This is a genomic window from Chengkuizengella marina, from assembly GCF_009910845.1.
Lineage (GTDB): Bacteria > Bacillota > Bacilli > Paenibacillales > KCTC-33759 > Chengkuizengella > Chengkuizengella marina.
The window spans coordinates 1-24,701 of the sequence record NZ_SIJB01000049.1 but is presented as its reverse complement, the minus strand read 5'-3'; the positions used below and the strand labels follow the sequence as shown (position 1 = coordinate 24,701).

Below are 24,701 nucleotides of genomic sequence, written 5' to 3'. Positions count from 1 at the left end.
TATGGAATATATAGCTATATATTGATGTAGAGGGTTGGTTTGTATGTTCTATGTATATGAATGGTTTATTGTAGATACTTTTGAAGTATTCTATGTAGGTAAAGGTAATGGAATTCGTAGGTTTGAACTTCATAATCGTAGTAAGTATTTTAACAATGTATATAACAAATATAATTGTGCTGTACGTTTAGTTCATCAACACTTAACAAATGAAGAAGCTTGTAAATTAGAGATTGAAAGAATTGCAGAGCTTAAGTGTATAGGTCAAGCAAGATGCAATTTCACTAGTGGAGGTACAGGTTTTTCCGAAGGGAGCCTAAATCCTAGATATATAAATCCGCCTATTGGCAAAAAAAATCCTATGTATGGCGTAAGAATGACAAAAGAAGCCAATCATTTTTATGGTAATAAGCATACAGAGCAAACAAAGCAAAAAATATCAGCTAATCGCAAAGGTAAAGGTGCTAGATATGGCAAAGATAACCCTATGTTTGGTAAGGGATTTAAAGGCAAAGATAATTATATGTATGGGAAAACAGGAATTAAACATCATAACAGTAAGGCATATAACATTACCTATAAAAACGGAGATATTGAAATACTTCACGCTAAAGCCTGTGAGAAAAAGTTTGGAATTGCTTTTGTGCGGGTGCGACATACAGGTGGCTTGCTACATTACAAAAAGAAGAGTAAGAATGACATATACGAAGGAGCAAAAGTCGATATTATAGGAACGTGTAACGACTAGCCGAAAGGCGTAGGATGCAAGCGTTTGGCATTCGAAACAGGAAGCACTTTATTAAAAGTGAAGATATAGTCTAATCTCATAGGTAACTATGAGTAGTTCGCAATAGAACACAATGAGCATAGCGAACTCATTGGAATGTATTTGGTTAGAAGAACTGCCGAACTTTTTTTATTAGATTCTGATGATGACGAATGCTTACTTGCTAAATACGGAATCAATGGTTTCTGGACTGAGGAACAGTTAGAACATCATAAAAAAGTAGGCGAACTGCTAGGAGACAAAAAGCCAAAATGGTTTGATGATTTAAAAAATATTGGCGATGGTAGATTTGGGCTTGATCATAGAAGAATGAGTAACAATAGTGTGGCATTTACAAAAAAACCAAAAGAAGAAGAATTACATTTACAATTTATGTTGTTAAGAGGAGAAGGGGAGCCTTGTTTTGTAAACATGGAAGAAGCATTAAGACGTAGACCGAATGCTGAGGGATTAAACCCCTGTGTCGAAATAGTTTTAGACTCATATGGTGTATGTAATTTATCAACCGTTAATTTAGTCCAATTTGTTGTTAAAAATGATGACAAACATGAATTAGATATAAAAGGATTGTTAGAAGCACAACGACTATCTGCTAGAATTGGACTACGAATGACTTTGGCCACACTTGAATTGCCACATTGGGATAAAATTCAAAAAAGAGATAGATTGTTAGGTACATCATTGACTGGAGTAAAAGATGCATTAGCGATGTTAAAATATGATGAGCAGCAAGAAGAACAGTTACTTAAATTATTAGGCAATACTGCGAGAGAAGAAGCAGATCGATATGCTGCAGAATTAAGAATCAGCTCTCCTTTACTTGTCACAGCAGTTAAACCAGAGGGAAGTATCTCTCAACTTGCCGGAGGTGTTTCAAGTGGATTGCACTGGTCACATTCTCCATATTATATTAGAAGAATTAGAATTAACTCTACAGATCCTTTAGTGGAAGTTGCAAAACTATTAGATTGGAGTATCAATCCAGAGGTTGGAACAATAGGAGATACATTTGAAGAAAAGATGAAAAATGCTAGAACTCTAGTTATTGATTTCCCAATTTCTTCAGGATCTAATGAAACAAAGGATGACGTTTCAGCAAAAAGACAATTTGATACTTATTTTAGATTCCAGGATAACTATACTGAACATAATTCTAGTAATACAATTACTGTTAGACCTGAAGAATGGGATGAGGTAGAACAAATAGTTTGGGATAGTTGGGATAATTTTGTGGGAGTATCGTTTTTACAATTAGACGGAGGAACCTATCAATTAGCCCCATATGAAAAAATTTCTAAAGAGGAATACGATGAACTTAAGGCGAAAATGAAGCCATTCGATGTTTCATTATTGTATTCAATAGAAAAATCAGAAACAGAAATTGATCTTGATAATATGGAGAGCTGCGAGAAGGGTGCATGCCCAATTAGATAAAGAGTAACAGGATATTTCAAAATAAAATTATACGATAAAAGGAGAATTTTAATGCAAGTAAAAATTAAAAAATTAAATCAAGCCGTAAATATACCAAAATATAAAACAAAAGGAGCTGCAGGTTTTGACTTACCTTCGGCCGAAGAAGTAATTATTGCACCAGGAGAATCCGTAGGAATTTCAACTGGATTAGCTTTCGAGATCCCCGAAGGTTATGAATTACAGGTTAGACCACGAAGTGGGGTATCGTTTAAAACTAAACTAAGATTCAGTAATACAGTTGGTACTGTTGATTATGATTATAGAGGAGAAGTTAAAATCGCTTTTGATAATTTCTATCGATCTACTAGCAACATGGTAAATAAATTAAATCTATTAGATGGAACTAGTATTGAAACAAATGAATTGTATGAAGAAGGGACTTATTTGATTAGTTTAAATGATCGTATTGCTCAAGGAGTTATTAAAGTAGTACAGCAAGCTGAATTTGTAGAAGTTGAAGAGTTGAGCGACACAGAACGAGGTACAGGTGGTTTTGGATCCACTGGCGTATAAAAAAATAGAGTTAATAAAAGGATAGTCAACTAAAGGCTGTCCTTCTGTAATGCTATTATAGCTATAGATGCTCATCTTAATGAACAATAGTTTGTCCAAAGAGAAACAGATATAACCTTTTACAAAATAATTTCCAAAAATATCAAAAAAAAACTATTGACTAATGATAAATAAAATAATATAATAAAAGAAGGTTAAAACAGTTTAGATTAAACGGTATTCATAATATGATTTTACATAATTTATTATATCGTATCTTAAATGAAAAATAAAATTGAATAGGAGGGTTGCGATAAAAGAAGTGTTTTATTGGATGGGAAGGAGGAATCAAAATGACACAATTTGAAAAGGAAAGTTTATTACTTTCAATATCAGAACTTAAATCAATTATAGAAACAATAGATTTTAAAATTAAAGAAGATGAAACATTGTCAAATACTTACTGCCATGATGTTTCGGAAAAAATAGACGAATTATCTGACATAATACATGAAAGAAAATAAAGTAAAATGTTCATTTTATTGAAGGGAGGAGTTACATATTGGAGGTAGGATTTAATATTTCTATTCATAAGTATAGCGAGGATTATATTAAAAAGACTTTAAGTCAATACAAAGAGGTAGACTCAATGATTGTAATTGAACATCCAATAATTCATATGTATGCAAAGAAAGATACATATGATGAATGTGGAGAGTTGAATGGATACGTAGATTCATTATTTTGTGAATATCACTTCTATGACTTAACCAAGTTACAACTTTTTAAATCTAGGAGATTTCATGATGGTTTATGGTTCGGAGAAGGAGTTAAGCCAACTAATGTTAGGCTCTTTAAAGATGGTAGCACACTTATACAGTTAAGAGGGAAATTTGGCATAATGATTGGAACATCTGTACATCTGGAGTTATTTCAAGATTAGTCAAATAAAATATTCGTTTTATGGAAAGGAAAGAGAGATTTTTAAATTAAAAAACCTCTCCCATTTTAATAAACGGTATAAACTTATCTGTCACAGAAACATAATAGACAATGTAAATTATAAGGGGAATCATTGCTACTTTAAGAGTAAAATATAGTTTTCTTTTTCTAATAAAAAGTAATACAGAAAGGATAATTAATGCCAATGCTAAAAAGAAACTTAATATTAAAGTTGTCCAGAACATATATATTACGGCTTGGACACTTGCAAATGTTATATAGGTTATTGAGAGTTCAAAAGCGATCAAATCCAGTATTAAATATATAGAAATCCAGAAAGTAAAGAAATATATAACTGATAAACCGACACATAGAAATATCTCTAATAATTTTTTCATATAAACTCCTAGTTATTATAAATGTACAGAAAACTATTATAACGGATTGAGAACATCAATACTAGGATTACTTTAGATAAAAGTTCAATTTTATTGAAAGGAGGAAGTCATGAAAATATTATGTGAAAGAAGTGTTCCAGCCATCAATACTGGTGAGATATTATTTAAAAGTGGTCAAGAATATGCTGCTAAGAAGATCGGAGATGGAAAGAGTTGTTCTGTCAAAGATGAATTTGGAGCAATACAGCTACTAGTTTTCAACAATAAGTTTTTCAGGAAAAACTTTAAGATAGTAGAAGCTTGAGAAACAAAAATACTCATTTTATTAGGTCGAAACTTTTTGCCTGAATTCACGTCTTACAAATATAAACAAAAAAAAGGAAGCGAATTTTATGAAACAGATTATTTTTTTGGCAGTAGGGTTATTATTTATTGGGTTATTAGTAGTAATGGTAGGAGATGACGAGAAAAATAACTCAGAGCAAATTCGAGAAGCTACTAGATATGCAGATAGGATCATATCTGATTCAGGAGAAGTTACGGCAATGTCATTTGATGGTGACCGTTTGGTTAAGTATAGAGTCATGGTTGAAGACTCTGTGACGAAAGAACAAGTTGAGGGCATAATCAATGAATTTATGGAATTATCGAAAAGCAAATATACTGATATTTGGGAAGATGCGAATTTGAATTTTGATTTTAAAATATGGAGCAATGGAGATTTAATCTATAAGGGGCATAAAGATGCTGGATCAAAATTAGATTGGGATTAAGCTTTAACAAATAAAATGTACGTTTTATTAGGTATAAATGATGAATTTAGAAGATTAAAAGATAAACATGATGATATAAGTAGACAAATGAAAACATTAAATAAACTTAAAAGTAATATTGGAGAGTTGATGAAAAAAGAATGTTCCCATAAAAATATAGAAGTTTCCTTTTCATTTAGTTGCTGGGATGATTCAGAGGATAGTTATAATTATTTTCTTTAAAATAATGGTTTTATCGGTCTCTAGGATCTACAGTAAAATATTCAAAACAATTAGGTGAAAAATAAAATGAATTAAAATATTTGAAACATTTTTAACTTTTCTGCGTTTAATAATTACAAGTAAATTTTTCCTCCAACGATTATAAAAATTGATTGACTGGGTATTGGCATCATGGTAGTATTGTAATACAAATAAGAACAAATGTTCGTTACTGTGTTCGATTTATTATTTGAGGTTAGAGAGGAGCTATTCTATTTGGGAAAATGGGCTTACCTTGTTGGTGAAACATGGAAAGAATTTGACACAAAAGAAGAAGCAGTAATAAAAGGAAGAAATTTTTATAGAGGAACTAGTGAATCGAAGTTTAAAATAGGAAAAGTCAATGAAATATGTGTATGTGTAGATTCTGATCTAGTGATAGAGCAGTTATGTTCGGATATGCAAGACCAAGGTTTGAACCCAAGCTTCAGGCAATATATCGGACAGGCTGAGACGGATCGGCTAACAACATTACTTTCTAATGTAGCAATTAATTGGTTAGAGGCTACTTTGGAAGGAACGAATGAGATGCCTAGTTTGAAGAGAATTGATTGTATTGAAATTGTCATGGTTGAGTGACTATTTCTCAACCCAATTAAGTGTAAAATAAAATAATTTATGGAGGGGACGAATTGAAATTACTTTTGGAAATTGAAGAAATTTTGGTTGAGCAAATACAAAAAGGGAATTTTGACCTTGATGCTTTCAAATATTATGAAATTTTAAAAGAAAATATGGATATATTAAAAGATATTGAAAATAGTGTCTATAAAATTGAGTATCGTCAGGATCAATCTAGTGGCTATTCAAAAGGATCTATAGTAATTGAATTAAAAAAAGAAGTTCCTGAAAAATACGAGATTACATTGTTACCAAATTTCATACATGGGAATGAAACTGAGCTAGACGTATCTATCGATGTTGTAAATGAAGTGAGATTTGGTAGTTTTCATTTTGATGGCGATGAGAATCAGTTAGATAAATGGAAAGAGAAACATCTTTATCTTGTAGTAGATGAAAAGAAACGTAGAATCAAGAATATTAATGATCAGATTAGAGCATTACAAAAAGAAAAAGAAATGATTCTTATAAGTGAAAAATAAAATAATTTATTGAGAGGTGTTTTATGGAAATTAATATATCTTTAGGATGCAACTGTTGTAAGAATGAATGGGAAGAAGCGATTGAAATTCCAACTGATGAATTTTTAGACAAGGAATGTCCTCATTGTAAAATTTCAACCTACGGTAACTTCTTTTTAAAAAGTATAGAAATTGATTAATGTTTTAAAAATAAATATTATAGGTTAGATTTTAATATTTTATTTATAAATATATATATTTTAATAAGTAATTTTAATCTAAACTAATTGCTAATTATTTTAGATTAATTAATAAAATCATATTTCTCAGATTATAATCAACTATTTAAAATTAAAATATTGAATTAAAAATTTAAAAGTTATTTATATAAAACATTTTATTTAAAAAGTAGTTAAAGGAGGTTTAAATTATAATGATGAATGATCAGCAGCGTAAATTAGTAGAAGAGAATTTAGAGTTTGCTCAAACAAAAGCTGAAGAGTGGAGCAAGATAGCAGAGCATGATCTTGATGAATGTGTTTCAATTGCTTATGAAGGATTGTGCCATGCTGGAGCAAGTTACATATTCTTTTAGTAATCTAGCAAATGTATCGATAGATTATATGATGGTTAAAGAATTAGTGTTATTACACTCTAAAAGTGAAAAATAAAATTAGAATTTTATCGGAAGGAGAGTATGTATATTGGACGAAAATATTATCAAGCTCAAGTTTAGGGTGATCAATAGGATATCAAATTTTAGTTTATTAAAAGAAATAGATAGTTATCAAAAAGATGAGATTCTAGCTTTTGCAAATGTCATCGAGGCAAAAGCAAAAGAAATTAAAGAAATCCTGAAGTGACTAGATAAAACTAAAATTTTAACAGAAGAGATTTGGGTGATAGATCAATATGAAAATCATTTCTTTGAAAAAGTTATATAAACAAGATATAAAGTAACACCAATAATTATAGTAAGAAAAAAAACATCGCCATATATTTCATTTCCTTGTGAAAATGAGTCGATATATTTCCATATTCCAAAATAACTAAACAATAAATAGAGAAGGGTTAATAAACTAAATACTTTTAATATATGAAGAATTGTTTTTAAAATTTTATATTTAGTATCAAAAAAGACACCGCTTAAAATACTAAAAATGGCAATATCAATTATTCTCGAAATATCCATTGTGACCTCGCATAAAAATTTATTGTTAATTATATCACATCGTTTTTATGGGGTTTTATCAAAAAGATAATCTCCTCATCTTAAAGGAGATAATGAAACAAAATTCATTCGAATAAACTTAAAGTTACCGTATTAAAAATATTGCAAGGATAATCAACAAAACAGATACAAATATTATCGCCCAACCAATCATCATTGTACCTAATGCTCTCCAAGCTGAAAATTTATGAGCTTCAGCTAAACACTTTAAAGATACAATGAAAGTCCATATAGATATTGACATAATTAAAATCTCAAAGGGTAGAGTTGAAATTTCAAAAAAGAAAGATTCAATTATTTGAAAGATCATAAGTAATAAAAATGAATAGATTGAGGGGATACAAGTATAGCCAACAACATAACGAATCTCTTTTGTAGTGCCTTTTCCTCCTAATATATTGCCTATCCACCTGAAAAACAGTGGGACTAAATAGTAAATAACTGGTATACCAATAGCTAAGATGAGGATAAAATGCCAAAACAATTCAATGCTAAAAGAATCTATTGAAATAGTTTGATCTTCATTAGTTAGGAGACTTGTAAAGATTACTAAACAAATCAATAAAAGAACTTTACCTGCTGGTGGATTTGTATTTAATATGTATCTCATTGTAGCACGGGGTTTAAACATAATTGTTGTCCAAGGGTTTAATTTTACAACGGTTTTAGATTCAATTACTTCATTTTTTTGTTCGATATCCAAGAATGATCAGTCCTTTATGTGAGTTTTGAAACAAAGTATATTATACCATTGTTTTTATAATTTATAAGATAAAACAAGGATTTTAATGGAGGAGGGAGCGATGAATACTGTGAATGATACATTGCAAAATTGTATTCAAGAATCAAATAAAGAACCAGAAAGTCAAAACATTAAACTAAAAAGGGAGAAGCTTAAGAAAATAGAATTAAGACTTAAAGAGTTGGAAATAGAGAAGCTAAGTTTAATTGATGAAAGATATTTTTTAAATGAGCAATTGAATCGTTAAACTAGTACCATTAAAAGTGAACTTTTATTGATACACCTTTAGTAGAATTAAGATCGCTATTTGGTCTTTTTTAAATTTCATTTCACTCTTTTATAAATTTCACATAATCAATTGGATTAAAAAACCTATGTATTTTATTAATCACATGGTAAAATAAAGTAAATTTGAAATATAACAGCAGGAGGAATCAGAAAAATGAAAAAAATATTATTTGTAATAATTTTCGCACTAATTTTAATTTTAACTGCATGCATTCAAGAATCTGTGGAAGTTGAAATCTCACCATCCAACACAACAACTAATAAACCGACTGAGAATCAAGAAAATAATCAAGATATCACTAATGATGTTACAGAAGAAACTGAAGAAGTTATAACTGAAACTCCCATAGAAAAAGATCCTGTAGAAGAAATAAATATTGAAGAACCCATTTCACAGGATTATTATATGAGTGAAAAAAGCTACGATATCAAAACAAAGGATGAAAGTATAAACAAAGATATTGTTTTATTAACATTTGACGATGGCCCAAAAGAAGAAGAAATGTTAACTAAAATGCTTGATATCTTAGATAAACATAATGCAAAGGCAATCTTTTTTGTTAATGGATATCGGATTGAACAAAACCCAGATCTATTAAAATTAATTTATGATAGAGGGCAAATTATTGGAAACCATTCATGGGATCATATTAATTTAAAAAATGAATCAAATGAAAAAATCAATCAACAAGTCGAGGACGTCCAGAACATTGTAGAAGAATTAACAGGGGAAAAACCAATATATTTCAGACCTCCACATGGTGCAGGCAATGAATATTTAAGAAAAAAAGTTAAAGAGGAGGGTATGTTGTATATGACTTGGTCAAATGGATCAGAAGATTGGGTTAAAAAATATCAATACTCAGAAGGAGTCATACAAAATGTGATGGGTCGGTTAAGAGCTGGAAGCAATATTCTCATGCATGAATTACCATGGACTGTAGAAGCTCTAGATACCTTATTATCCAGTATTGAAGAAGAAGGTTATAGATTTGTGGATCCTAGAGCAATTGATATTGAATATGAAATACCGCAAAACTAAAACTTGAAGTAAAACCCAACAAGAAATGAACCATTGTATTTCGCTTTTTAGGTTATTTATTTTATATTTTCTAACTCTGCTTTTTCAAGGTTTACAATTCTTGCTTTTTTTGAGGTACTTATTTTGCAGCATATTTGTAACTTTTATGTTTTTGCACTTTATTTATAATAAGAATTAACAACTAAAGGGACGACCATGCTGTAGATATAAAATAAAGATGCACTGTTAGGTAAAAAAGTTAGATTTGAATTAAAATTTGATCAAATATTCTAGTAAACATGCAATCTATCTTAATGAAATAATAATAAGAAAGATCGATCAAAACATAGCTTTCTCTATTTAGAGTATGACATGTTTTCATTTTTTCAACTTAAAACCTTATAAAATTAACGAATTTGTAAGATATTTATTGTATTTGTATTGAAAAACAATAAATATCTGTTAAAATAAAATATCAGTGTGGAAGATTGTTTTGCTGGCCAGCTTACAATACATAAAATTTATTACTAAAGGAGTTTTATAATTTTCATGATGAAAATAAAAAAATCGTTACTGGCAATTATATGTGTACTAACATTACTAACTACATCGACATTTACCTCCCATGCTTTAAATAATGCAGAGGAATCTTCAGGGGAAAAATTCCACAAATTGCCTAATGTTATCAATCAATATATGGAAGCTATTAATAATAAAGATTGGGAATTGTTTGTAAAATCTTATTCACCTGAAAGACAAAAAGGTTATGTTAATTTTCCAAGTGAATATCAAATAGAAAATCGTACAGGTATTCTATCAGTAGATTCAATTCAAATTTATCAAGCAAAAAAACTACCTAAACCACATATCGAGAAAATAGAGCCTTATTTTAACGAAATCAATTATTCATTATACGATAATGTTCGATTTTATTATGTTGGTTTCGATTACAAGGTTAATGAAGAAAGTGAATTTTATTATAACGGTGTACGATATGAGTTATTAGCAATTGGTAGCATTAATGATATAGAGTATATTATAGGTCATGAAAATGTTTATGACTTAAGCGAATTGGAAAAATTTGGATATTTATTTAATTCTAATGCTGAAAAAAAGGCTCAAAACGTTGTTAAGAAAAGAGAACAAGGTATAATTGTTAATTTTAATGATGAAAAAATAGAGCAAGATTCTAATGATGACTTAGAAAATGATAAAATAAATATAGAAGATAAGCAACAAAGTTTTAAAAACAAAAATACTGTTAAAATTCTAAGTTCTACAACGCCTCCATCAACTATTAAACTGTATTTGACAAGTACAGGTCGATTAATAAATGTAGGATTTGATGATTATGCTAAGGATGTACTACCAAACGAATGGTATTCTACTTGGGATCATCAAGTCTTAATTTCTGGGGCAATTACAATAAAAACTTATGCTTGGTATAATGCTACATATCCAAGAAGACCTGCTACTGATTATGGTGCTCATTTAACAGATAGATGGCAAAACTATCAACACTATGTCCCTGGTAAAAGAACAACTGCCACTAACAATGCAGTAAATGCAGCTTCTGATATTTTTATGGTGAATTCAGCTGGTAAAGTCTTTGATGCTCAATATAGGGCTGGTACTTCTGGAGATATAAGTGGGAAATATGGTGGAACTTTAAGTCAATGGGGTTCTTACACTCTAAATCTAGCTAATCCAATGACATATTTTCATTTTCAAATCCTAGATTATTATTATAGTTATTCTGACAAAAGTAGTGGAACTATAAGACTTAAATACTTTTGATGAATATACCAAAAATTATTATTAACTAATTAAATATTATCTTTTTTACTAGAATAAGTATACTAGATTCTTTGATTAGGAATAACGATTAAAATAGTAAGCCATCAATTCTTGTAACATTAAAGTATTTTGATGGCTTTTTTTAATAGATTTTATTGACTTTAAGTCCCCTAATATTTCTATTTTATGGTAAAATATAAAATAAGTATTACTGAAGGAGGTATTTATGCGAAAAAAAATATTATATATTTACTTATTATTAGCTGTGCTTATTCTCTCATCATGTACCGAAGCTAGTCAAATACAGAAAGAAACAGCGAATTTAAACAACCAACCCAACCAAATTGATACCCATGCTCAACTTCTGAAGGTATATACCGATTTGCCAGAGAACGAGGGATGGTATGTTGTTCCCAAAAACGTTCATGAGATGACTATATATGCTGAGGCTAAAAATGTAGACACAGTACTATTTTGGTTAGCTCAGACAGGGACGGAAACTTGGAGTAAAAGACAACTCTTAGGTTACGATCAAGATGGAAGTGATGGATTTTCTTTAAAATGGGAATTTGGTAAACAGGTATTGCTCGATCACATTTTTATTCAGGCATTGGGAAGTGACTTTTCTACAATGGATGACGCGACTATCAATGTAATAACACCAGAAGAGTGAATAGAGGGGTTTTATCAAAAAAAGCACGAAAAATATACACTAAGCAAATTTCGACATGATAAAAGACAGTTTTTCCTATGCTGAATTTAACCCGAATTCTGTACTTTTAAAAGTGATGGATTCGGTTTTTTGTATTCACCCACCAAATGTGAGGACAGGAAATGAAAATAAGTAAAATGGCAACTTCGTTTGTGTGTGCTTTAGCTTTAAGTTAGTTCTTTAGATAAAATTTCTATTTTAATGGAAAGAAAGAGAATAAAGATAGATCGTTATTTAGGTCTATCTATCTTAAGTTTACCCAGCACTATAGGAAAGATCTAATGAATGAATTATGTCCCAATAGTCATTCAATAGCTTTTCTGCTTCTACTAAGCTTTCATATGCTTGCTTTTTAAGTTCTTCATCTTGCTCTTCAATCGATGCTTGCAACAATTGAAATGCACCAAGTCGACTTTGTACCGAATGATGATATTTGCCACTTATCTTTTTAACTTCTTTTGTTTTAATATAGAGTCGGTTGGATATATCGTTTACTTTTTGTTGATATAAAGTATATTTTGGAAGTATTTCTTCAGTCAATGTATCATACAAAATTTTATCATTTGTATAATGTTCACCAGTCACACTCTCAAATAACGTAGTTACTTCTTCTTCTATTTCAGAAATCAAGGCTTTTTTATGTAAATAATTTTTAAAATCTTCTTGTATTGAAACTGAGTTTAAGCTAGCGTACACAAAAGTAATAGTATTCGTAATTAGTATTATTGACAGCCAGAGTAGTATTTTTTTCAATTTTCCTCCCCCTATACTAATTGAATCATATAATATCTACTCATTTTTATAAATGGTAATTATCGGGAGAAGGGCGTTATATGTTTTTTAAGTTATCAAATAAAATGATTGTTTTATCATATCAATACCGTTATTATATGATGTAACCTTAATCAAGAAAATTATAAATATTGAGAGTTGAAAAGAAATATGAACAACATTAGATTAGACATTCAAAAACAATTTTATAAAGTATATAAAGGTCATATCAGTGTATTAGAATTTGAAAAGTGGCTCTATACTACGCAAGAAATTGAAATTGTCTTTGGGCAAAATTTTTACTATAGTTTCTTAGATTTAAATTATAGAAATAAGTACGTAATTAATGAGCTAAAAAAACTTATTAAATTACATTTTATTTTTGATGAATTAGAACATAATAGAATTTTAACTCTTTTAAACAATCTAGTAACTGAAAAAGGAGACGCTATCGAGATATTAGAAGAAATATACTATGACTATTGTAATGGATATACATTTTTAGAATATCTGTCAGTTACTTATATTTCTGAAATAGATAATATTCCTATGAATGATATAGATTTTTATAAAAAAAGAGAAAGTTTAGAGAACAAAAAGTCGTATATCAAGAATGAAGCAAATAGATTAATATCATACTTTAAAGATGGGAAACTTAAAATAACTGATGAATATAAATTTAATGATGACCGAAATGAAGAAGAGAAATAGGATTTATAACATTTGAGGATACAATGAGAAAAGATCAAATAATAACCTTTTAATATTTATGTAACTAATGTTCATGTAAATTAAAAGAGGAGGTAAATATAATGGTATACAATTGGAAAAATTCAGTTAAGTACCTTATCTATGGTGTTGGATTTATTGTTTTGCTAATTTTTTTAAGTGAAATGTCTAATTATTTTCAAAACATAATGAAACGAACATTCAATTTTTATCCCTGGACAATATATTCAACTTTAACTTATCTCCCAATTGGGATATATCTTGGACTTCCTAAACTATTAAAAGAATTTAAAAAAACAGGAAAGTGGAAAATAAATTTTCAAAAGTTAATTTTTATAGGATTACCAGCTCTATATTATGCATTTTATTTGTACTTACCGTTTTTCCGTCCTCTGCCGAGGTTCTTATTTCCTTTAAATAGTATTTTTAGTCTTAGCATTATTATGGTGGGTTATATAATAATTGATAGTTTTATCAAAGTAGAAGAAAACGAAAAATAGCAAAGCATTCTTGCGATACTTTGCTATTCATCAATCTATATAAAATTAAAAAGGGGTTTTAATTAATTTCTATGATACAACGGAAAGCTTAATGCAGTATTAATCTAGTATTTCAATTTGGTTACAAGTTGTTCAATAAAAGATTACTTTTATTAGACCAGTTGACTAATGATAAATAAAATGATATAATATTGAAGAAACATTAAGTGGTAGTAGCACTATGTTGAAGTGCTGCTATTATCATATTAAAAGTGAAAAATAAAATAATTATTTATGAAAGGAGGATATAATTGCAGGAAAACTATTTTTTATATCATGTTCATTCCGACTTGAGTAATCCTACTACAAGTATGAGTGTAGATTCTGTGACTAAATTCAAGCAGTATCTCGACTTAGCCCATCAGTTAGAAATGAAGTCATTTTGTTTTTCCGAACACGGATCAGTATTAAATTGGATTAGCAAAAAAGAAGAAATTGAAAAACGCGGTATGAAGTACATCCATGCTAATGAAATATACGTTACTGAAAACATCGACAAAGAACGTGGGTTAATTCGCGACAATATGCACTACATGTTAATAGCAAAGAATTACGAAGGCGTTAAAGAAATCAATAGATTAACTTCAATTTCCAACAACAGAGAAGATGGCCATTATTATTACAATCCAAGGCTATCATTAGATGAAGTTATGTCTACCTCAGATAATATTATTATGACTAGCGCATGTCTTGCTTCTCCGTTATGGAGAGCAATTATGAATAATAATAAAGAGATGCTGCAAAAACTACAAGACTTTTTTATTACTAATAAACATCGCATGTTTTTAGAGATTCAATATCACCCACATCCTGAACAAATTGAATTAAACAAGTATTTATATGATTTTCATAAGCAGACAGGTATACCTTTAATAGCTGGAACTGATACACATGCTTTGAATCAAGAACATGCCGAAGCCAGGAAAATATTAATGAAAGCTAAAGGTGCTACTTATGGAGACGAGGATAGTTTTGATTTAACATTTAAAAACTACTCAGAGCTAGTAAAAATGTTTAAAACGCAAAATGCTTTACCTAGAAATGTCTATCTAGAAGCCATTCATAATACAAATGTCATGTCTGACATGGTTGAGGAATTTAAGCTAGATAAGACTCCAAAGTATCCAAAAATGTATGAAGCTCCTGAAGAAGTATTTAAAGAAAAGATTAATATAGGTGTTAAAAAACGAGGTATAGATAAATTTCCAAAAGAGAAAAAGACTGAATATTATAATCGAATTAAAGAAGAATACGAAACTTACAAAAAATTAGATGCAGTTGATTATATGCTGCTACAAAAAAATATCATTGATTGGTGCCATGTACAAGAAATTTATCAAGGATATGGAAGAGGTAGTGTAAATGGTAGTTTAATTGCATATGTTTTAGGTATTACGGAGATGGATAGTATCAAACATAATCTAAACTTTTTTCGTTTTTTAAATCCACATAGAGTCTCTTTACCCGATTAAATAAATTCTAATCTTTGTACACATTCAGATAAATTAATAGAAAGGAGGATGATCTATATCGCTATACTAAAAAATAAAAAAAATAAAATCCAAAGTTATTTACTAAATAACGAGCGAGTTGTAGAGGCTTATAATCTATATAAAAAAGGTCACTCATCGGTAGAATTAGGGGAACTGTTTAATGTTCATCATAATACAATCCTCAGAGCCTTCGAAAGAAATAATTTACCTATACGAAGCAACAAGGAAAACTCAAGAAAGTATAAAGTTGAAAATGAAAGAAGTTTTAAAACAATAAACACAGCAGAAAAGGCTTATTGGTTAGGTTTTATATATGCAGACGGATATATAAGTATTAGAAAAAGTGGTCAAAAAATTTTTGGAATAGCGCTCTCTTCAATCGATGAAGATATGTTATTTAAACTTAATAACTTTTTAAAAAGTGAGTACCTTATCAAAAGATATATGAGTAAAGGAAATAATACATATAAAAACACTCAATACTCAAGATTAATAATTACAAGCGATAAATTAGTTGAAGATTTAATAAAAAACGGTGTGGTTGAACATAAAACCAATATTTTAAAACCGCCCAACATAAAAGAAAATTTAATAAAAGACTTTATCAGAGGGTATCTAGATGGAGACGGTTCTATTATTAAATCAAAAAGTAAACATGGCGGATTAAATTTTACAGTGGGATTTATAGGAACCGAAGACCTTCTCAACTATATATCGATATATTTATTAAATAAAGAGCTTATTAACAAGATTAATAAATATGAAAAAAGAAAAAAACATCAAATTGTATCAAATGTAAGGTATGGAGGAAATATCCAAGCTCAAAGAATATTGGATCACCTGTATAGCAATACCGATCTATATCTTTCAAGAAAATATAATGTGTACAGAGATTTAAAAGAATACAATAATAGTCGCTCATACAAGTAATTGTATGATGATAACCCTGTGAACCTAGAAATCTAGGGTGTGATCATGTTTGATTGCTAACGATGAAAACCTAAGTCTGAAAAGATATGGCGATATCGTGCCAAGCCTATAAATGGGAAGGTGTAACGACTATGGAGTGGTGTCCAGTAGGCTGTAGGTGAAACTCCTATACCGAAGCGCAGGGAATCCTATTCATTAGGATTATGAGATAGTCTAGTCCGACTCTCAAAAGAGTGAGAGTGTTAAAGTATTCCGAAAGGAACGGTATTAACGATTGATATAGATTTTCCTACTAAAAGAAGGCAAGAGGCTATCGATTACGTTGCTCAATTACCAGGCATCGATTTTAGCGAAATCATAACTTATAATACTGTGGCGTTAAAAGGATCCATACGAGAAGTGGGTCGAGGATTAGGAATGGATTTAGATACAGTAGATATAATAGCAAAATCTGTACCTGAAAATGAAAAAGATATTAACAAAATACCTAAAAAGTATTTAGAGCAATACCGTGAATTATTTAAATATGTTGAACTAATAAATGGAGTGATTATCAGTATTGGTTCCCATCCATCTGGCTTTGTGGTATCTCCTATCAACTTAGAAGAATCTATCGGCTTATGCTACACGAAGGAAAGTAAATATGCTGTCTCTCAAGTAAATATGAAAGAATTGGAATCAAATAATTATGTGAAATTAGACATGCTTGGTTTAAAAAATATTGAAATTATTAATGAAACTTGTAAATTAGCTGGAATTGAAAGGCTTACTCCAGATAATGTAAACGCTAAGGATGAAGCAGTGTGGGGAACAATCAGAGAATCAGGATTAGGTATATTTCAATGGGAAAGCGAAAGCGCACAAAGATATTTAAAAGAACTTTTTAGTGACAATACGATTGAGAAGATTAAGAATCAAAACGAAAATTTTAACTACATGGATCTGTTTAGTATCGGTAATGGTGCTATTAGACCATCAGGTGATTCATATAGGAATGATTTAGCAGCAGGAACATTTAAAGATAATGGTCATGAGGCGTTAAATGAATTTCTAAAGAATACACTTGGATATTTAGTTTACCAGGAACAAATCATGAATTGGTTAGTTGAATTTTGCGGATATTCAATGTCTGAAGCCGACACAGTTAGAAGAGGGATCGCTAAAAAAGGTGGGACAGAGAAACTTTTACCTGATATTAAAAAAGGCTTTATTGAATATATGAAGAAAAATTATGACGAAAAAAATCCAGAATCAATTTTAAATCCTTTCATACAAGTTATTAAAGACGCTAGTGATTACGGATTTTCTGTAAATCACTCTGATCCTTATAGTTATATAGGCTACGGTTGTGGGTATTTAAGGTATTATCACCCTTTAGAATTTTTAACTACTATGTTAAATACAGCAGATGGCCAAGAAAAAATGAAGGACATAGCAAAGACAACAGAGTATGCAGTAAGCTTAGGGATAAAAATTAAACCAATTCAGTTTAGAAAGTCGCAAGCCGATTACAACCATTCAAATGAAGAAAATGCAATATATAAAGGTATGGAATCTATTAAATTCCTTAATAGGAAGGTATCTGAAGAATTATATGGCTTAAAAGAAAGTCGATACGAAACATTTTGTGATTTGTTAGTTAATTTAATAGAAAATACTTCTTGTAACGCAAGACAGTTACAAATACTTATTAAACTGAATTTCTTTAAAGAATTCGGTGGGACAAACGAATTACTTATGATATACGAAGAATTTGCGAACGGAAAAGAAGCTTATAAAAAAACTCACAAAGACTCCACAAAAGAGAAGCGATTAGCTGCTAAAAAAGAAAAAGAAAAAGAAATCAGAGAAAACCTAAAAGAGAAAGATTTAGAAATTGCAGAAAGAGCTATATTTCAAAAAGAAATGATGGGGTATTGCGACATTACTTTCCCTAATTTAAAAGAAACCTACTACATTGTTTTAGATATTAATAAGACAAATAAACCAAAAATCTATTTATATAATTTTAATACAGGCGAAGAAAGTATGTTAAAAATGAAAAAGAATAAATTTTATAGCAATAATACAGACGGCCTTTTAGTAGGAGACATAATTAAAATTAATAGAATAGATCAAGAGGCTAGATGGAAAAAAGATGAGAGTGGAAAGTTTGTACAGCCAGATCCAAATGATACAGAACCACATATAGGCAGTTGTGATGTGGTTAAAAGATATAGTAAAAGTGAAAAATAAAATAAAGGAGTGTGTTTTGTTGGTAGATTTGATGTTAATACTGGGATTTCTATTGCTTTTGTTTAGAGTGAACTCATTTAAAGTACTTTATAATTTTGAGGCTGAAAAAGTCAAGCTTGAGGACAATATAGTGAATTTTTTACAGTTCTTCGGTAAGAAATTTTTATCTGGATATCTAATAGCTTTTTCTCTATTTTTTAATGGACTCTATTTAGCTTTTATTTTATATCTAACGTCGGTTTATGGAGGATGGTACACACTGCTACATGTAATTACTGTTGGTCTCGTAGCATTATTCCTAGCTGAAACAATTGAGGTGGCTAAAAAGATAGATGAGTTCGAGATAAGAAAACCTAAAATCATACAGTATTTAGCTAATTATTATATAACATTTTATATCATATTCTTTATGCTAAAACTTTATTTTGAATTTTAAAGGCTACAGATAGATTTTATATATTGAAATTTAAATGAATTGAGAGGATTGATCGTATGAAATTGTATCAACTAAAATCAGGTATTTATGAAAAATACTGCAGCACAGTTAAAGGGAACAAAAATACTTCACTAGATATTGTTCAGAAAAAATTAACCAGAAACATTCACTTAGCATTCAAAGTGCCTAAACAAAATGAGAATGAAGATAAGCAATTATATATGTACGGCAATCTAAGAATATTGGTAGTCAGAAATACAATTGTATGGATAGAAAATAAAAAAAGACAAGGGACTAGACATTGGTTTTACTTGGATAAAAAGAAATATAATCAACTAAATAAGAAACTAGGTATTAAAAAAAATTCAACAAACAGGAAGAGTTATTTAGAAGGGAATTTTAACTTCTTCCAAAAAGTGAAATATAAAATAAATTATGGGTTAAGGTGGTTATTATAGGATATTATGAAACACGCTTAGATTATGATCAAAAATTCATCAAATAAAAGCACAATTTTATCGGATAAATTAAGGGGGAATTGAATGGGAAAAGATTCAATAGGGAGTTTAAAGTTAAACAAAATCTATCAGACGGATTGTTTAAAAGGAATGGAACTAATCCCTGACAAGTCAATAGACATGATTTTATGTGATTTACCTTATGGAACAACTCAAAATAAGTGGGATTCAATTATTGATATAGAATCGCTTTGGAATCAATACAAAAGAATAATTAAAGATAATGGAGCAATAGTTCTAACTGGACAGGATAAGTTTTCTTCTCAAATGATGCTTTCAGAACCAAAACTGCATAGATATAATTTGATTTGGGAAAAGTCTCATGCAGTTGGATTCCTAAATGCTAGAAGAATGCCCCTTAGAAAGCATGAAGATATAATGGTGTTTTATAAAAAATTACCTAAGTATAATCCTCAACTTGAAGATAAACCAAAAGAAAATATAAGGCCTATTACAACAAAAAATAGATTAACAACAAACTATGGAAATTTTGATGAGGGCAATCATAGAACCATCCCCGAAGATAAAACTTATCCAAAAAGCATCATTAAAATATCCAATGAATCAAAGACTAGCACTTTTCATCCGACTCAGAAACCAGTGGCATTATTTGAATATTTAATCAAAACATATACAGACGAAGGTGAGATTGTATTGGATAATTGTATGGGATCTGGAACAACCGCAGTAGCAGCTATAAAATCTAATAGAGAATTCATTGGATTTGAAATTAATAAAGAATATTTCACTAAAGCAAATCAACGGTTAAAGTATGCTATGGATGAGACTGTTGATAAAAATGCAGTGTAATACTTCCGATAAAACTTAGATTTTATCGGAAAAGATAGGAAAGGATTTGATAAAAATAGATAGATTTGAGCAAGGACTTAAAGATTCGCAAACAACAATATCATTATTTACTTGTGATGTAACTGGATGGGAAATTTATGATGGCCAAACATATTTAGAGGTAGAGGGGAAAGTTATACAGGATAGTTTTATTACGTTAATGGAAGCAGTAGGGGCTGTAAGGAAAACTGCAGGAGAGGAATGATTTTATATAAGGTATGTAGGAATTGATCCTTCGACGAAGACTGGGTTAGTTATTTTAGAAAGAAATGGAGATATATTGAATAAAGAAGAGATATATGCTATCGGTGCTAAAAATGATCCTAAAACTTTAATAACTTTAACAAATGATGTTCTTTCTTATCTGAATAAAGATGATAAAATTTGTATTGAAGGTTTTAGTTATGGATCCACAGGTCGGGCAGTAGATTTTCAATATGGACTAGGTTGGAAGATAAGAACAACGTTATATGAAAAAGGAATGAAATATGTTGAGGTTTCTCCTGGTGGCATTAAAAAATTTGCTACTAGCACAGGCAGGATTAAAAAAGAAAATATGATATTACCAATTTTTAAACGATGGGGATTCGAGCATGATAGTGATAATGTGAGAGATGCCTTTGTTATAGCACAAATTGCTAGGGCGTTAAACGAAGAAATTGAATTGACTAAGTTTCAAAAGGAAGTTTTAGAAGTACTTAAGAAATGGAGAAAATAATGGAAATATGTAGAAGTGATAAATAAAATAAGGAGTGAATTAATGGGAAAGTTATTTGTCATTAGTGGTAATTCAGGAGCTGGTAAAACTACTATAATGCGCGAATGCATGGGAAATCAGAAGGAAATTGTATCAGTAACTACAAGACCACCTAGAGAAAACGAAATTGATGGGATTGATTATTATTTTCTAACTCAGAAGCAGTTTGAAGAGCTGTATAAAAATAATGATCTTGCTGAATACAACGAATATGAAGGACATGGTTATAACTACGGAGTTACAAAAGAAGAGTTGAACGAAAAATTAGATGCATATAACTGTTATGTTATTGCTGATTATAATGGAATGCAACAGTTTAAAGAGTTATATGAAGATTGCGTGACTATATTTATATACACATCAAAAGAAGACGCTATTTTAAATATGATTTCAAGAGAAGATAAACTGCATCAAGTAGAAAAACGAATTGGTACATATGAGAATGAATTAGAGAATAAAAAGTGCTATGATTATGCGATTAGAAACGATAGAGGAAGAATGAAAAAAACTTTAAAAGATGTTGAATCTATTCTAGTTAATTTAGTATAAATTTAAGAATGATACATACCACAGAACAAATTAATTACAATATAACTGTAGGGTAATAGCGGTAAAAAGGATGGGAAAAGAAGTAGAAATATTTACCGCTATCCGATCCATTTTCTATATGATACTCTAAAAAAACAGAAATTTCATGATATAATTAGTAAAATTATTATTTTTGAGGGGATTTATATGTGTTGCCTTCAATTGATGACCTGTATAAGTAATAGAGTTTTAATATTAAGGTAGCTAATTTTGTGGAGGTGAAAGTTTTTATCTATGATAGTATTTGCGTTCATTAATGTATATTTCATGCCAATTTTAGCAATTATATTTTGTCTTAACCTTGTAGAAATAATAAAAAAAGTAAAGAAAGACAAACCTACTGCTACTAACACATTCTGGTTAACAATATCTTTTGCTTTAATTGTATGGAGCATTGCTATTACTTCTATGTCTGCATGGTAGCCTAAAAAAAATGCAGATATAGGGGTAGCGTCAGGATTTTGCACCCCAAAACAACTAAAATTTCTTTCATAAATATATCACTCATCATTTTGTTTTATTATAACAAAAAATCTTATTTCAATAATTTTTCTTTCACCTATATAAATAACCATAAACAGATTGATCAAGTCTCATCCTTTTACTGCATTCTTATTCAATGTCAATTGGTATATATTCATTTAAAAGAAATCGCGTTTGTTTACTCTCTAGTTCTTCTTGAACCCAGATTAAGTTAAAAGTCATATTTTTTATTTCATTCTGATATAAATAAGCATATGGTAAATTGATAACATAATCAAATGAAACTATATTTTCTTCTTCTTTTGTTTTTTCTAAATTAATCTCAACTCCAACATCTTTAGCCTTAGTCGGTAACAATGCATGTAAAATTGAATTTGAACCTTTTCTAAAAGTCACGTTCCCTTTAATCATATTTCCTTCATGAACTGAGTGCATCTCATATATATGCCATTCATCTTCTTTACTCAAATTGTATGTGGGATATTTCCATTTTTCAAAATAAAATTGCCCTGTATGAAGGTTCAATGTCTCTCCAGACTCTAAATCAAATTTAATTCTATTAAATCCAGGAGTATATTCATGTATGGTAATACTTACTTTATTATCCATAGTATCTGATATGTTTATTGAAATATTCTCGTTTACAATTTCATTCTCTTGTAATAGAACTCCCTTTTTTATATTAAAACCATTCAGATCTAAGGGGAAATACAGTGTTAATTCCCTACTTTCATTATCATAAAAATAAAGATAGTTCACTTCCTTTTGTTCATGTTTCTCTATTGAGCTAATACTATTATCACTGTCTATATTATCTTCTAATGTATTACAAGATATAAGTAGAAACATAAAGACAGAGATAGATGCAATTATATATATTCTTTTCATCAACATAAGTCACCCCAATAATAATACCATTTTGAATAATTTAAATAAAATATTGAAACTCTCATATCAAAAACAAAAGTTGTTTCTTTTAAACTTAACTTTTGTTTTTTTATTTATGACAAATTGATTCGACTATGAATTAATACAATAAACAGAGCTAAAATCTAAAATGATTTTTTAGTTGTAATTTTACTTATATGGATTGTGACACATTCCATATAAGCACATGATACACAAGGTAGTTATCAATTTAATAGACTATTGTACAAAAGACAAGTTTTGTGTGGTAGATAGAAAATAAATCATTGAAAATGAAAAACATCCCCGACCGATCGATCGACGACGATGGTAAAGGATGATTTTCGCTTAAAAAAGTCATGGAATTGTAGTGTATATTTATTATAACTTATAAAAAACCTTTAGTTCAAACCTATGCTTTATCAATTTCGTTTGTATTCCATATATAATTCCTTTAAAATAAACTCTCTGTTTTTTTCTGTTCATTTTCATCATTTCTTATGTATCTAATTGTTTCAAAAACGAATGCAATGGTAATTACTATAAACACAATTAAGCTAAGGAATTCTTTTTTATAAATCACATCAAATAACACAGTAATAGAAAGTGTGAAAATACCAAAGGCATTAATCATTGTAAAAACAACTTTATCAGTGCTAGTTTTTAATCCATTTTTCTCTTTTGCTTTAAAGAAAATTCTTGATACTACTAAACATAGTGCTGTCATAAAAAAATAACTATTCATATCCTATTTCTCCTTATCTCATTTTTTGCCAAATCAAGTACTACTGCTAGTTTAATATTTGATTGATTAATTGATATAGATTTTATTAATGGTTTTATATCTTGATCATACCTAGATAACTCAATCTTTGCAATTAAACTATCGTCAATAAGATTCTTCCTTCTTTTATTAAGTATTTTCAATATCACTTTTTAAAATGCTTTTCCTATATAAATTCGAATTTTATTAAATTTAATCATATAAAATTTATTATAAATAGTATAGTAAACATGTTTACAAATATAATTATAATTCTTACAATAAATGTACATTTAAATATAAATAAACGAATATAATGTTTATATGTTTATAATTGTAAACTATTGATGGGGGAAGATGAAATATGGCCAAAAGACCTTTTTCTATTCGTGTTGAAGAAAGTGTTGTCAACCAATACAGAGCATTATCAACAGTGCTGAATAAAAAACAAGAGGAAATATTATCAGAACTAATATTTATTAAAGTAAATCAATTAAATGAGGATCAACGCCATGCATACGAAGCATTGATAAAATTATGGAGAAAAGACAATTAAATCATTAAGGATATTGGTAATCTTGTTATTGGTTATAACCTTGATTGGAAACGGGATATAAACATTGGAAAAAGTAATAATCAAAAATTTACACAGATTCCACATGGTAATCTTAGATTGAAACCCGAATCGCTTTGTGAGCGATA

31 protein-coding genes and 1 pseudogene are annotated in these 24,701 nt (G+C 29.3%); 28 read left to right on the top strand and 4 right to left on the bottom strand.

Going from position 1 to position 24,701, the window contains the following annotated elements:
• Positions 1-43: 43 nt before the first annotated feature.
• The 12 genes and pseudogenes from ERL59_RS18960 to ERL59_RS18905 all read left to right on the top strand — a co-directional run bounded on the left by ERL59_RS18960 (position 44) and on the right by ERL59_RS18905 (position 7,074).
• Positions 44-748: an NUMOD3 domain-containing DNA-binding protein gene (locus ERL59_RS18960; RefSeq protein WP_160647819.1), complete on the top strand. Its 705-nt coding sequence runs from the start codon at positions 44-46 to the stop codon at positions 746-748.
• Positions 749-892: 144 nt separating this feature from the next.
• Positions 893-2,221: pseudogene (locus ERL59_RS18955) on the top strand (ribonucleoside-triphosphate reductase, adenosylcobalamin-dependent); the annotation flags it as partial.
• 51 nt (positions 2,222-2,272) lie between these two features.
• On the top strand, positions 2,273-2,776 hold the full coding sequence (locus ERL59_RS18950; RefSeq protein ID WP_160647817.1) for a dUTP diphosphatase: 504 nt from the start codon (positions 2,273-2,275) through the stop codon (positions 2,774-2,776).
• 332 nt (positions 2,777-3,108) lie between these two features.
• Positions 3,109-3,279, top strand: a complete 171-nt coding sequence (locus tag ERL59_RS18945; protein WP_160647816.1) for a hypothetical protein — start codon at positions 3,109-3,111, stop codon at positions 3,277-3,279.
• A 38-nt stretch (positions 3,280-3,317) separates the two neighbouring features.
• On the top strand, positions 3,318-3,698 hold the full coding sequence (locus ERL59_RS18940) for a hypothetical protein (protein ID WP_160647815.1): 381 nt from the start codon (positions 3,318-3,320) through the stop codon (positions 3,696-3,698).
• Between the two features lie 506 nt (positions 3,699-4,204).
• Positions 4,205-4,399 carry a hypothetical protein gene (locus ERL59_RS18935; protein ID WP_160647814.1) on the top strand — a complete coding sequence of 65 codons (195 nt, stop codon included), beginning with the start codon at positions 4,205-4,207 and terminating at the stop codon, positions 4,397-4,399.
• 88 nt (positions 4,400-4,487) lie between these two features.
• Complete coding sequence (locus ERL59_RS18930) at positions 4,488-4,868, top strand: hypothetical protein (RefSeq protein WP_160647813.1); 381 nt, start codon at positions 4,488-4,490, stop codon at positions 4,866-4,868.
• Between the two features lie 477 nt (positions 4,869-5,345).
• A complete protein-coding gene (locus ERL59_RS18925) occupies positions 5,346-5,708 on the top strand; it encodes a hypothetical protein (protein WP_160647812.1) in 363 nt (120 codons plus the stop codon).
• 53 nt (positions 5,709-5,761) lie between these two features.
• Positions 5,762-6,232: a hypothetical protein gene (locus tag ERL59_RS18920; protein WP_160647811.1), complete on the top strand. Its 471-nt coding sequence runs from the start codon at positions 5,762-5,764 to the stop codon at positions 6,230-6,232.
• Positions 6,233-6,255: 23 nt separating this feature from the next.
• On the top strand, positions 6,256-6,411 hold the full coding sequence (locus tag ERL59_RS18915; RefSeq protein ID WP_160647810.1) for a hypothetical protein: 156 nt from the start codon (positions 6,256-6,258) through the stop codon (positions 6,409-6,411).
• A gap of 233 nt (positions 6,412-6,644) precedes the next feature.
• A complete protein-coding gene (locus ERL59_RS18910; RefSeq protein WP_160647809.1) occupies positions 6,645-6,806 on the top strand; it encodes a hypothetical protein in 162 nt (53 codons plus the stop codon).
• A 109-nt stretch (positions 6,807-6,915) separates the two neighbouring features.
• Entirely contained in the window at positions 6,916-7,074 is a 159-nt protein-coding gene (locus ERL59_RS18905; RefSeq protein ID WP_160647808.1) for a hypothetical protein, read from the top strand.
• Positions 7,075-7,527: 453 nt separating this feature from the next.
• On the opposite strand, the gene ERL59_RS18900 is transcribed toward ERL59_RS18905, so the two are convergent.
• Positions 7,528-8,145: a Yip1 family protein gene (locus ERL59_RS18900; RefSeq protein WP_160647807.1), complete on the bottom strand. Its 618-nt coding sequence runs from the start codon at positions 8,143-8,145 to the stop codon at positions 7,528-7,530.
• 100 nt (positions 8,146-8,245) lie between these two features.
• Here ERL59_RS18900 and ERL59_RS18895 point away from each other — a divergent pair, with 100 nt between their 5' ends.
• From ERL59_RS18895 to ERL59_RS18880, 4 genes are all read left to right on the top strand, one after another.
• Positions 8,246-8,431: a hypothetical protein gene (locus ERL59_RS18895; RefSeq protein WP_160647806.1), complete on the top strand. Its 186-nt coding sequence runs from the start codon at positions 8,246-8,248 to the stop codon at positions 8,429-8,431.
• Between the two features lie 195 nt (positions 8,432-8,626).
• Positions 8,627-9,514 carry a polysaccharide deacetylase family protein gene (locus ERL59_RS18890; RefSeq protein ID WP_160647805.1) on the top strand — a complete coding sequence of 296 codons (888 nt, stop codon included), beginning with the start codon at positions 8,627-8,629 and terminating at the stop codon, positions 9,512-9,514.
• Positions 9,515-10,042: 528 nt separating this feature from the next.
• A complete protein-coding gene (locus ERL59_RS18885; RefSeq protein WP_160647804.1) occupies positions 10,043-11,290 on the top strand; it encodes a SpoIID/LytB domain-containing protein in 1,248 nt (415 codons plus the stop codon).
• Positions 11,291-11,516: 226 nt separating this feature from the next.
• Positions 11,517-11,963 carry a hypothetical protein gene (locus tag ERL59_RS18880; protein ID WP_235929961.1) on the top strand — a complete coding sequence of 149 codons (447 nt, stop codon included), beginning with the start codon at positions 11,517-11,519 and terminating at the stop codon, positions 11,961-11,963.
• Positions 11,964-12,257: 294 nt separating this feature from the next.
• On the opposite strand, the gene ERL59_RS18875 is transcribed toward ERL59_RS18880, so the two are convergent.
• The gene (locus tag ERL59_RS18875) at positions 12,258-12,755 is read right to left on the bottom strand and encodes a hypothetical protein (RefSeq protein WP_160647803.1); all 498 of its coding nucleotides are present in this window, start codon (positions 12,753-12,755) and stop codon (positions 12,258-12,260) included.
• Between the two features lie 189 nt (positions 12,756-12,944).
• Here ERL59_RS18875 and ERL59_RS18870 point away from each other — a divergent pair, with 189 nt between their 5' ends.
• The 11 genes from ERL59_RS18870 (at position 12,945) to ERL59_RS18820 (ending at position 21,808) form a co-directional block, all read left to right on the top strand.
• Entirely contained in the window at positions 12,945-13,484 is a 540-nt protein-coding gene (locus tag ERL59_RS18870; protein ID WP_160647802.1) for a hypothetical protein, read from the top strand.
• Positions 13,485-13,585: 101 nt separating this feature from the next.
• On the top strand, positions 13,586-14,002 hold the full coding sequence (locus ERL59_RS18865) for a hypothetical protein (RefSeq protein ID WP_160647801.1): 417 nt from the start codon (positions 13,586-13,588) through the stop codon (positions 14,000-14,002).
• A 290-nt stretch (positions 14,003-14,292) separates the two neighbouring features.
• On the top strand, positions 14,293-15,513 hold the full coding sequence (locus tag ERL59_RS18860; protein WP_160647800.1) for a PHP domain-containing protein: 1,221 nt from the start codon (positions 14,293-14,295) through the stop codon (positions 15,511-15,513).
• A 48-nt stretch (positions 15,514-15,561) separates the two neighbouring features.
• Positions 15,562-16,464 carry an LAGLIDADG family homing endonuclease gene (locus tag ERL59_RS18855; protein ID WP_160647799.1) on the top strand — a complete coding sequence of 301 codons (903 nt, stop codon included), beginning with the start codon at positions 15,562-15,564 and terminating at the stop codon, positions 16,462-16,464.
• Positions 16,465-16,713: 249 nt separating this feature from the next.
• Complete coding sequence (locus ERL59_RS18850) at positions 16,714-18,699, top strand: helix-hairpin-helix domain-containing protein (RefSeq protein WP_328699983.1); 1,986 nt, start codon at positions 16,714-16,716, stop codon at positions 18,697-18,699.
• Positions 18,700-18,718: 19 nt separating this feature from the next.
• Entirely contained in the window at positions 18,719-19,135 is a 417-nt protein-coding gene (locus tag ERL59_RS18845) for a hypothetical protein (protein ID WP_160647797.1), read from the top strand.
• A gap of 56 nt (positions 19,136-19,191) precedes the next feature.
• Positions 19,192-19,593 carry a hypothetical protein gene (locus ERL59_RS18840; RefSeq protein WP_160647796.1) on the top strand — a complete coding sequence of 134 codons (402 nt, stop codon included), beginning with the start codon at positions 19,192-19,194 and terminating at the stop codon, positions 19,591-19,593.
• Positions 19,594-19,677: 84 nt separating this feature from the next.
• A complete protein-coding gene (locus tag ERL59_RS18835) occupies positions 19,678-20,463 on the top strand; it encodes a DNA-methyltransferase (RefSeq protein ID WP_160647795.1) in 786 nt (261 codons plus the stop codon).
• A 46-nt stretch (positions 20,464-20,509) separates the two neighbouring features.
• On the top strand, positions 20,510-20,707 hold the full coding sequence (locus ERL59_RS18830; RefSeq protein WP_160647794.1) for a hypothetical protein: 198 nt from the start codon (positions 20,510-20,512) through the stop codon (positions 20,705-20,707).
• A 75-nt stretch (positions 20,708-20,782) separates the two neighbouring features.
• Complete coding sequence (locus tag ERL59_RS18825) at positions 20,783-21,220, top strand: hypothetical protein (protein ID WP_201763638.1); 438 nt, start codon at positions 20,783-20,785, stop codon at positions 21,218-21,220.
• 42 nt (positions 21,221-21,262) lie between these two features.
• Positions 21,263-21,808: a guanylate kinase gene (locus tag ERL59_RS18820; protein WP_160647793.1), complete on the top strand. Its 546-nt coding sequence runs from the start codon at positions 21,263-21,265 to the stop codon at positions 21,806-21,808.
• A 651-nt stretch (positions 21,809-22,459) separates the two neighbouring features.
• Here ERL59_RS18820 and ERL59_RS18815 read toward each other — a convergent pair.
• Complete coding sequence (locus ERL59_RS18815) at positions 22,460-23,218, bottom strand: hypothetical protein (RefSeq protein ID WP_160647792.1); 759 nt, start codon at positions 23,216-23,218, stop codon at positions 22,460-22,462.
• A 472-nt stretch (positions 23,219-23,690) separates the two neighbouring features.
• Positions 23,691-23,981: a hypothetical protein gene (locus ERL59_RS18810; RefSeq protein ID WP_160647791.1), complete on the bottom strand. Its 291-nt coding sequence runs from the start codon at positions 23,979-23,981 to the stop codon at positions 23,691-23,693.
• Between the two features lie 382 nt (positions 23,982-24,363).
• On the opposite strand from ERL59_RS18810, the gene ERL59_RS18805 reads away from it, so the two are divergent.
• Positions 24,364-24,555 (top strand): hypothetical protein, encoded by a 192-nt coding sequence (locus ERL59_RS18805; protein WP_160647790.1) that lies wholly within the window; start codon positions 24,364-24,366, stop codon positions 24,553-24,555.
• The last annotated feature ends 146 nt before the right edge of the window (positions 24,556-24,701 follow it).

Bases quoted from the DNA above. Each gene is read 5' to 3' on its own strand.
- ERL59_RS18960 (WP_160647819.1), top strand. From the start codon at position 44: ATGTTCTATGTATATGAATGGTTTATTGTAGATACTTTTGAAGTATTC.
- ERL59_RS18950 (WP_160647817.1), top strand. From the start codon at position 2,273: ATGCAAGTAAAAATTAAAAAATTAAATCAAGCCGTAAATATACCAAAA.
- ERL59_RS18945 (WP_160647816.1), top strand. From the start codon at position 3,109: ATGACACAATTTGAAAAGGAAAGTTTATTACTTTCAATATCAGAACTT.
- ERL59_RS18935 (WP_160647814.1), top strand. From the start codon at position 4,205: ATGAAAATATTATGTGAAAGAAGTGTTCCAGCCATCAATACTGGTGAG.
- ERL59_RS18930 (WP_160647813.1), top strand. From the start codon at position 4,488: ATGAAACAGATTATTTTTTTGGCAGTAGGGTTATTATTTATTGGGTTA.
- ERL59_RS18915 (WP_160647810.1), top strand. From the start codon at position 6,256: ATGGAAATTAATATATCTTTAGGATGCAACTGTTGTAAGAATGAATGG.
- ERL59_RS18910 (WP_160647809.1), top strand. From the start codon at position 6,645: ATGATGAATGATCAGCAGCGTAAATTAGTAGAAGAGAATTTAGAGTTT.
- ERL59_RS18895 (WP_160647806.1), top strand. From the start codon at position 8,246: ATGAATACTGTGAATGATACATTGCAAAATTGTATTCAAGAATCAAAT.
- ERL59_RS18890 (WP_160647805.1), top strand. From the start codon at position 8,627: ATGAAAAAAATATTATTTGTAATAATTTTCGCACTAATTTTAATTTTA.
- ERL59_RS18885 (WP_160647804.1), top strand. From the start codon at position 10,043: ATGATGAAAATAAAAAAATCGTTACTGGCAATTATATGTGTACTAACA.
- ERL59_RS18880 (WP_235929961.1), top strand. From the start codon at position 11,517: ATGCGAAAAAAAATATTATATATTTACTTATTATTAGCTGTGCTTATT.
- ERL59_RS18870 (WP_160647802.1), top strand. From the start codon at position 12,945: ATGAACAACATTAGATTAGACATTCAAAAACAATTTTATAAAGTATAT.
- ERL59_RS18865 (WP_160647801.1), top strand. From the start codon at position 13,586: ATGGTATACAATTGGAAAAATTCAGTTAAGTACCTTATCTATGGTGTT.
- ERL59_RS18855 (WP_160647799.1), top strand. From the start codon at position 15,562: ATGATCTATATCGCTATACTAAAAAATAAAAAAAATAAAATCCAAAGT.
- ERL59_RS18840 (WP_160647796.1), top strand. From the start codon at position 19,192: ATGAAATTGTATCAACTAAAATCAGGTATTTATGAAAAATACTGCAGC.
- ERL59_RS18835 (WP_160647795.1), top strand. From the start codon at position 19,678: ATGGGAAAAGATTCAATAGGGAGTTTAAAGTTAAACAAAATCTATCAG.
- ERL59_RS18820 (WP_160647793.1), top strand. From the start codon at position 21,263: ATGGGAAAGTTATTTGTCATTAGTGGTAATTCAGGAGCTGGTAAAACT.
- ERL59_RS18815 (WP_160647792.1), bottom strand. From the start codon at position 23,218: ATGAAAAGAATATATATAATTGCATCTATCTCTGTCTTTATGTTTCTA.
- ERL59_RS18810 (WP_160647791.1), bottom strand. From the start codon at position 23,981: ATGAATAGTTATTTTTTTATGACAGCACTATGTTTAGTAGTATCAAGA.
- ERL59_RS18805 (WP_160647790.1), top strand. From the start codon at position 24,364: ATGGCCAAAAGACCTTTTTCTATTCGTGTTGAAGAAAGTGTTGTCAAC.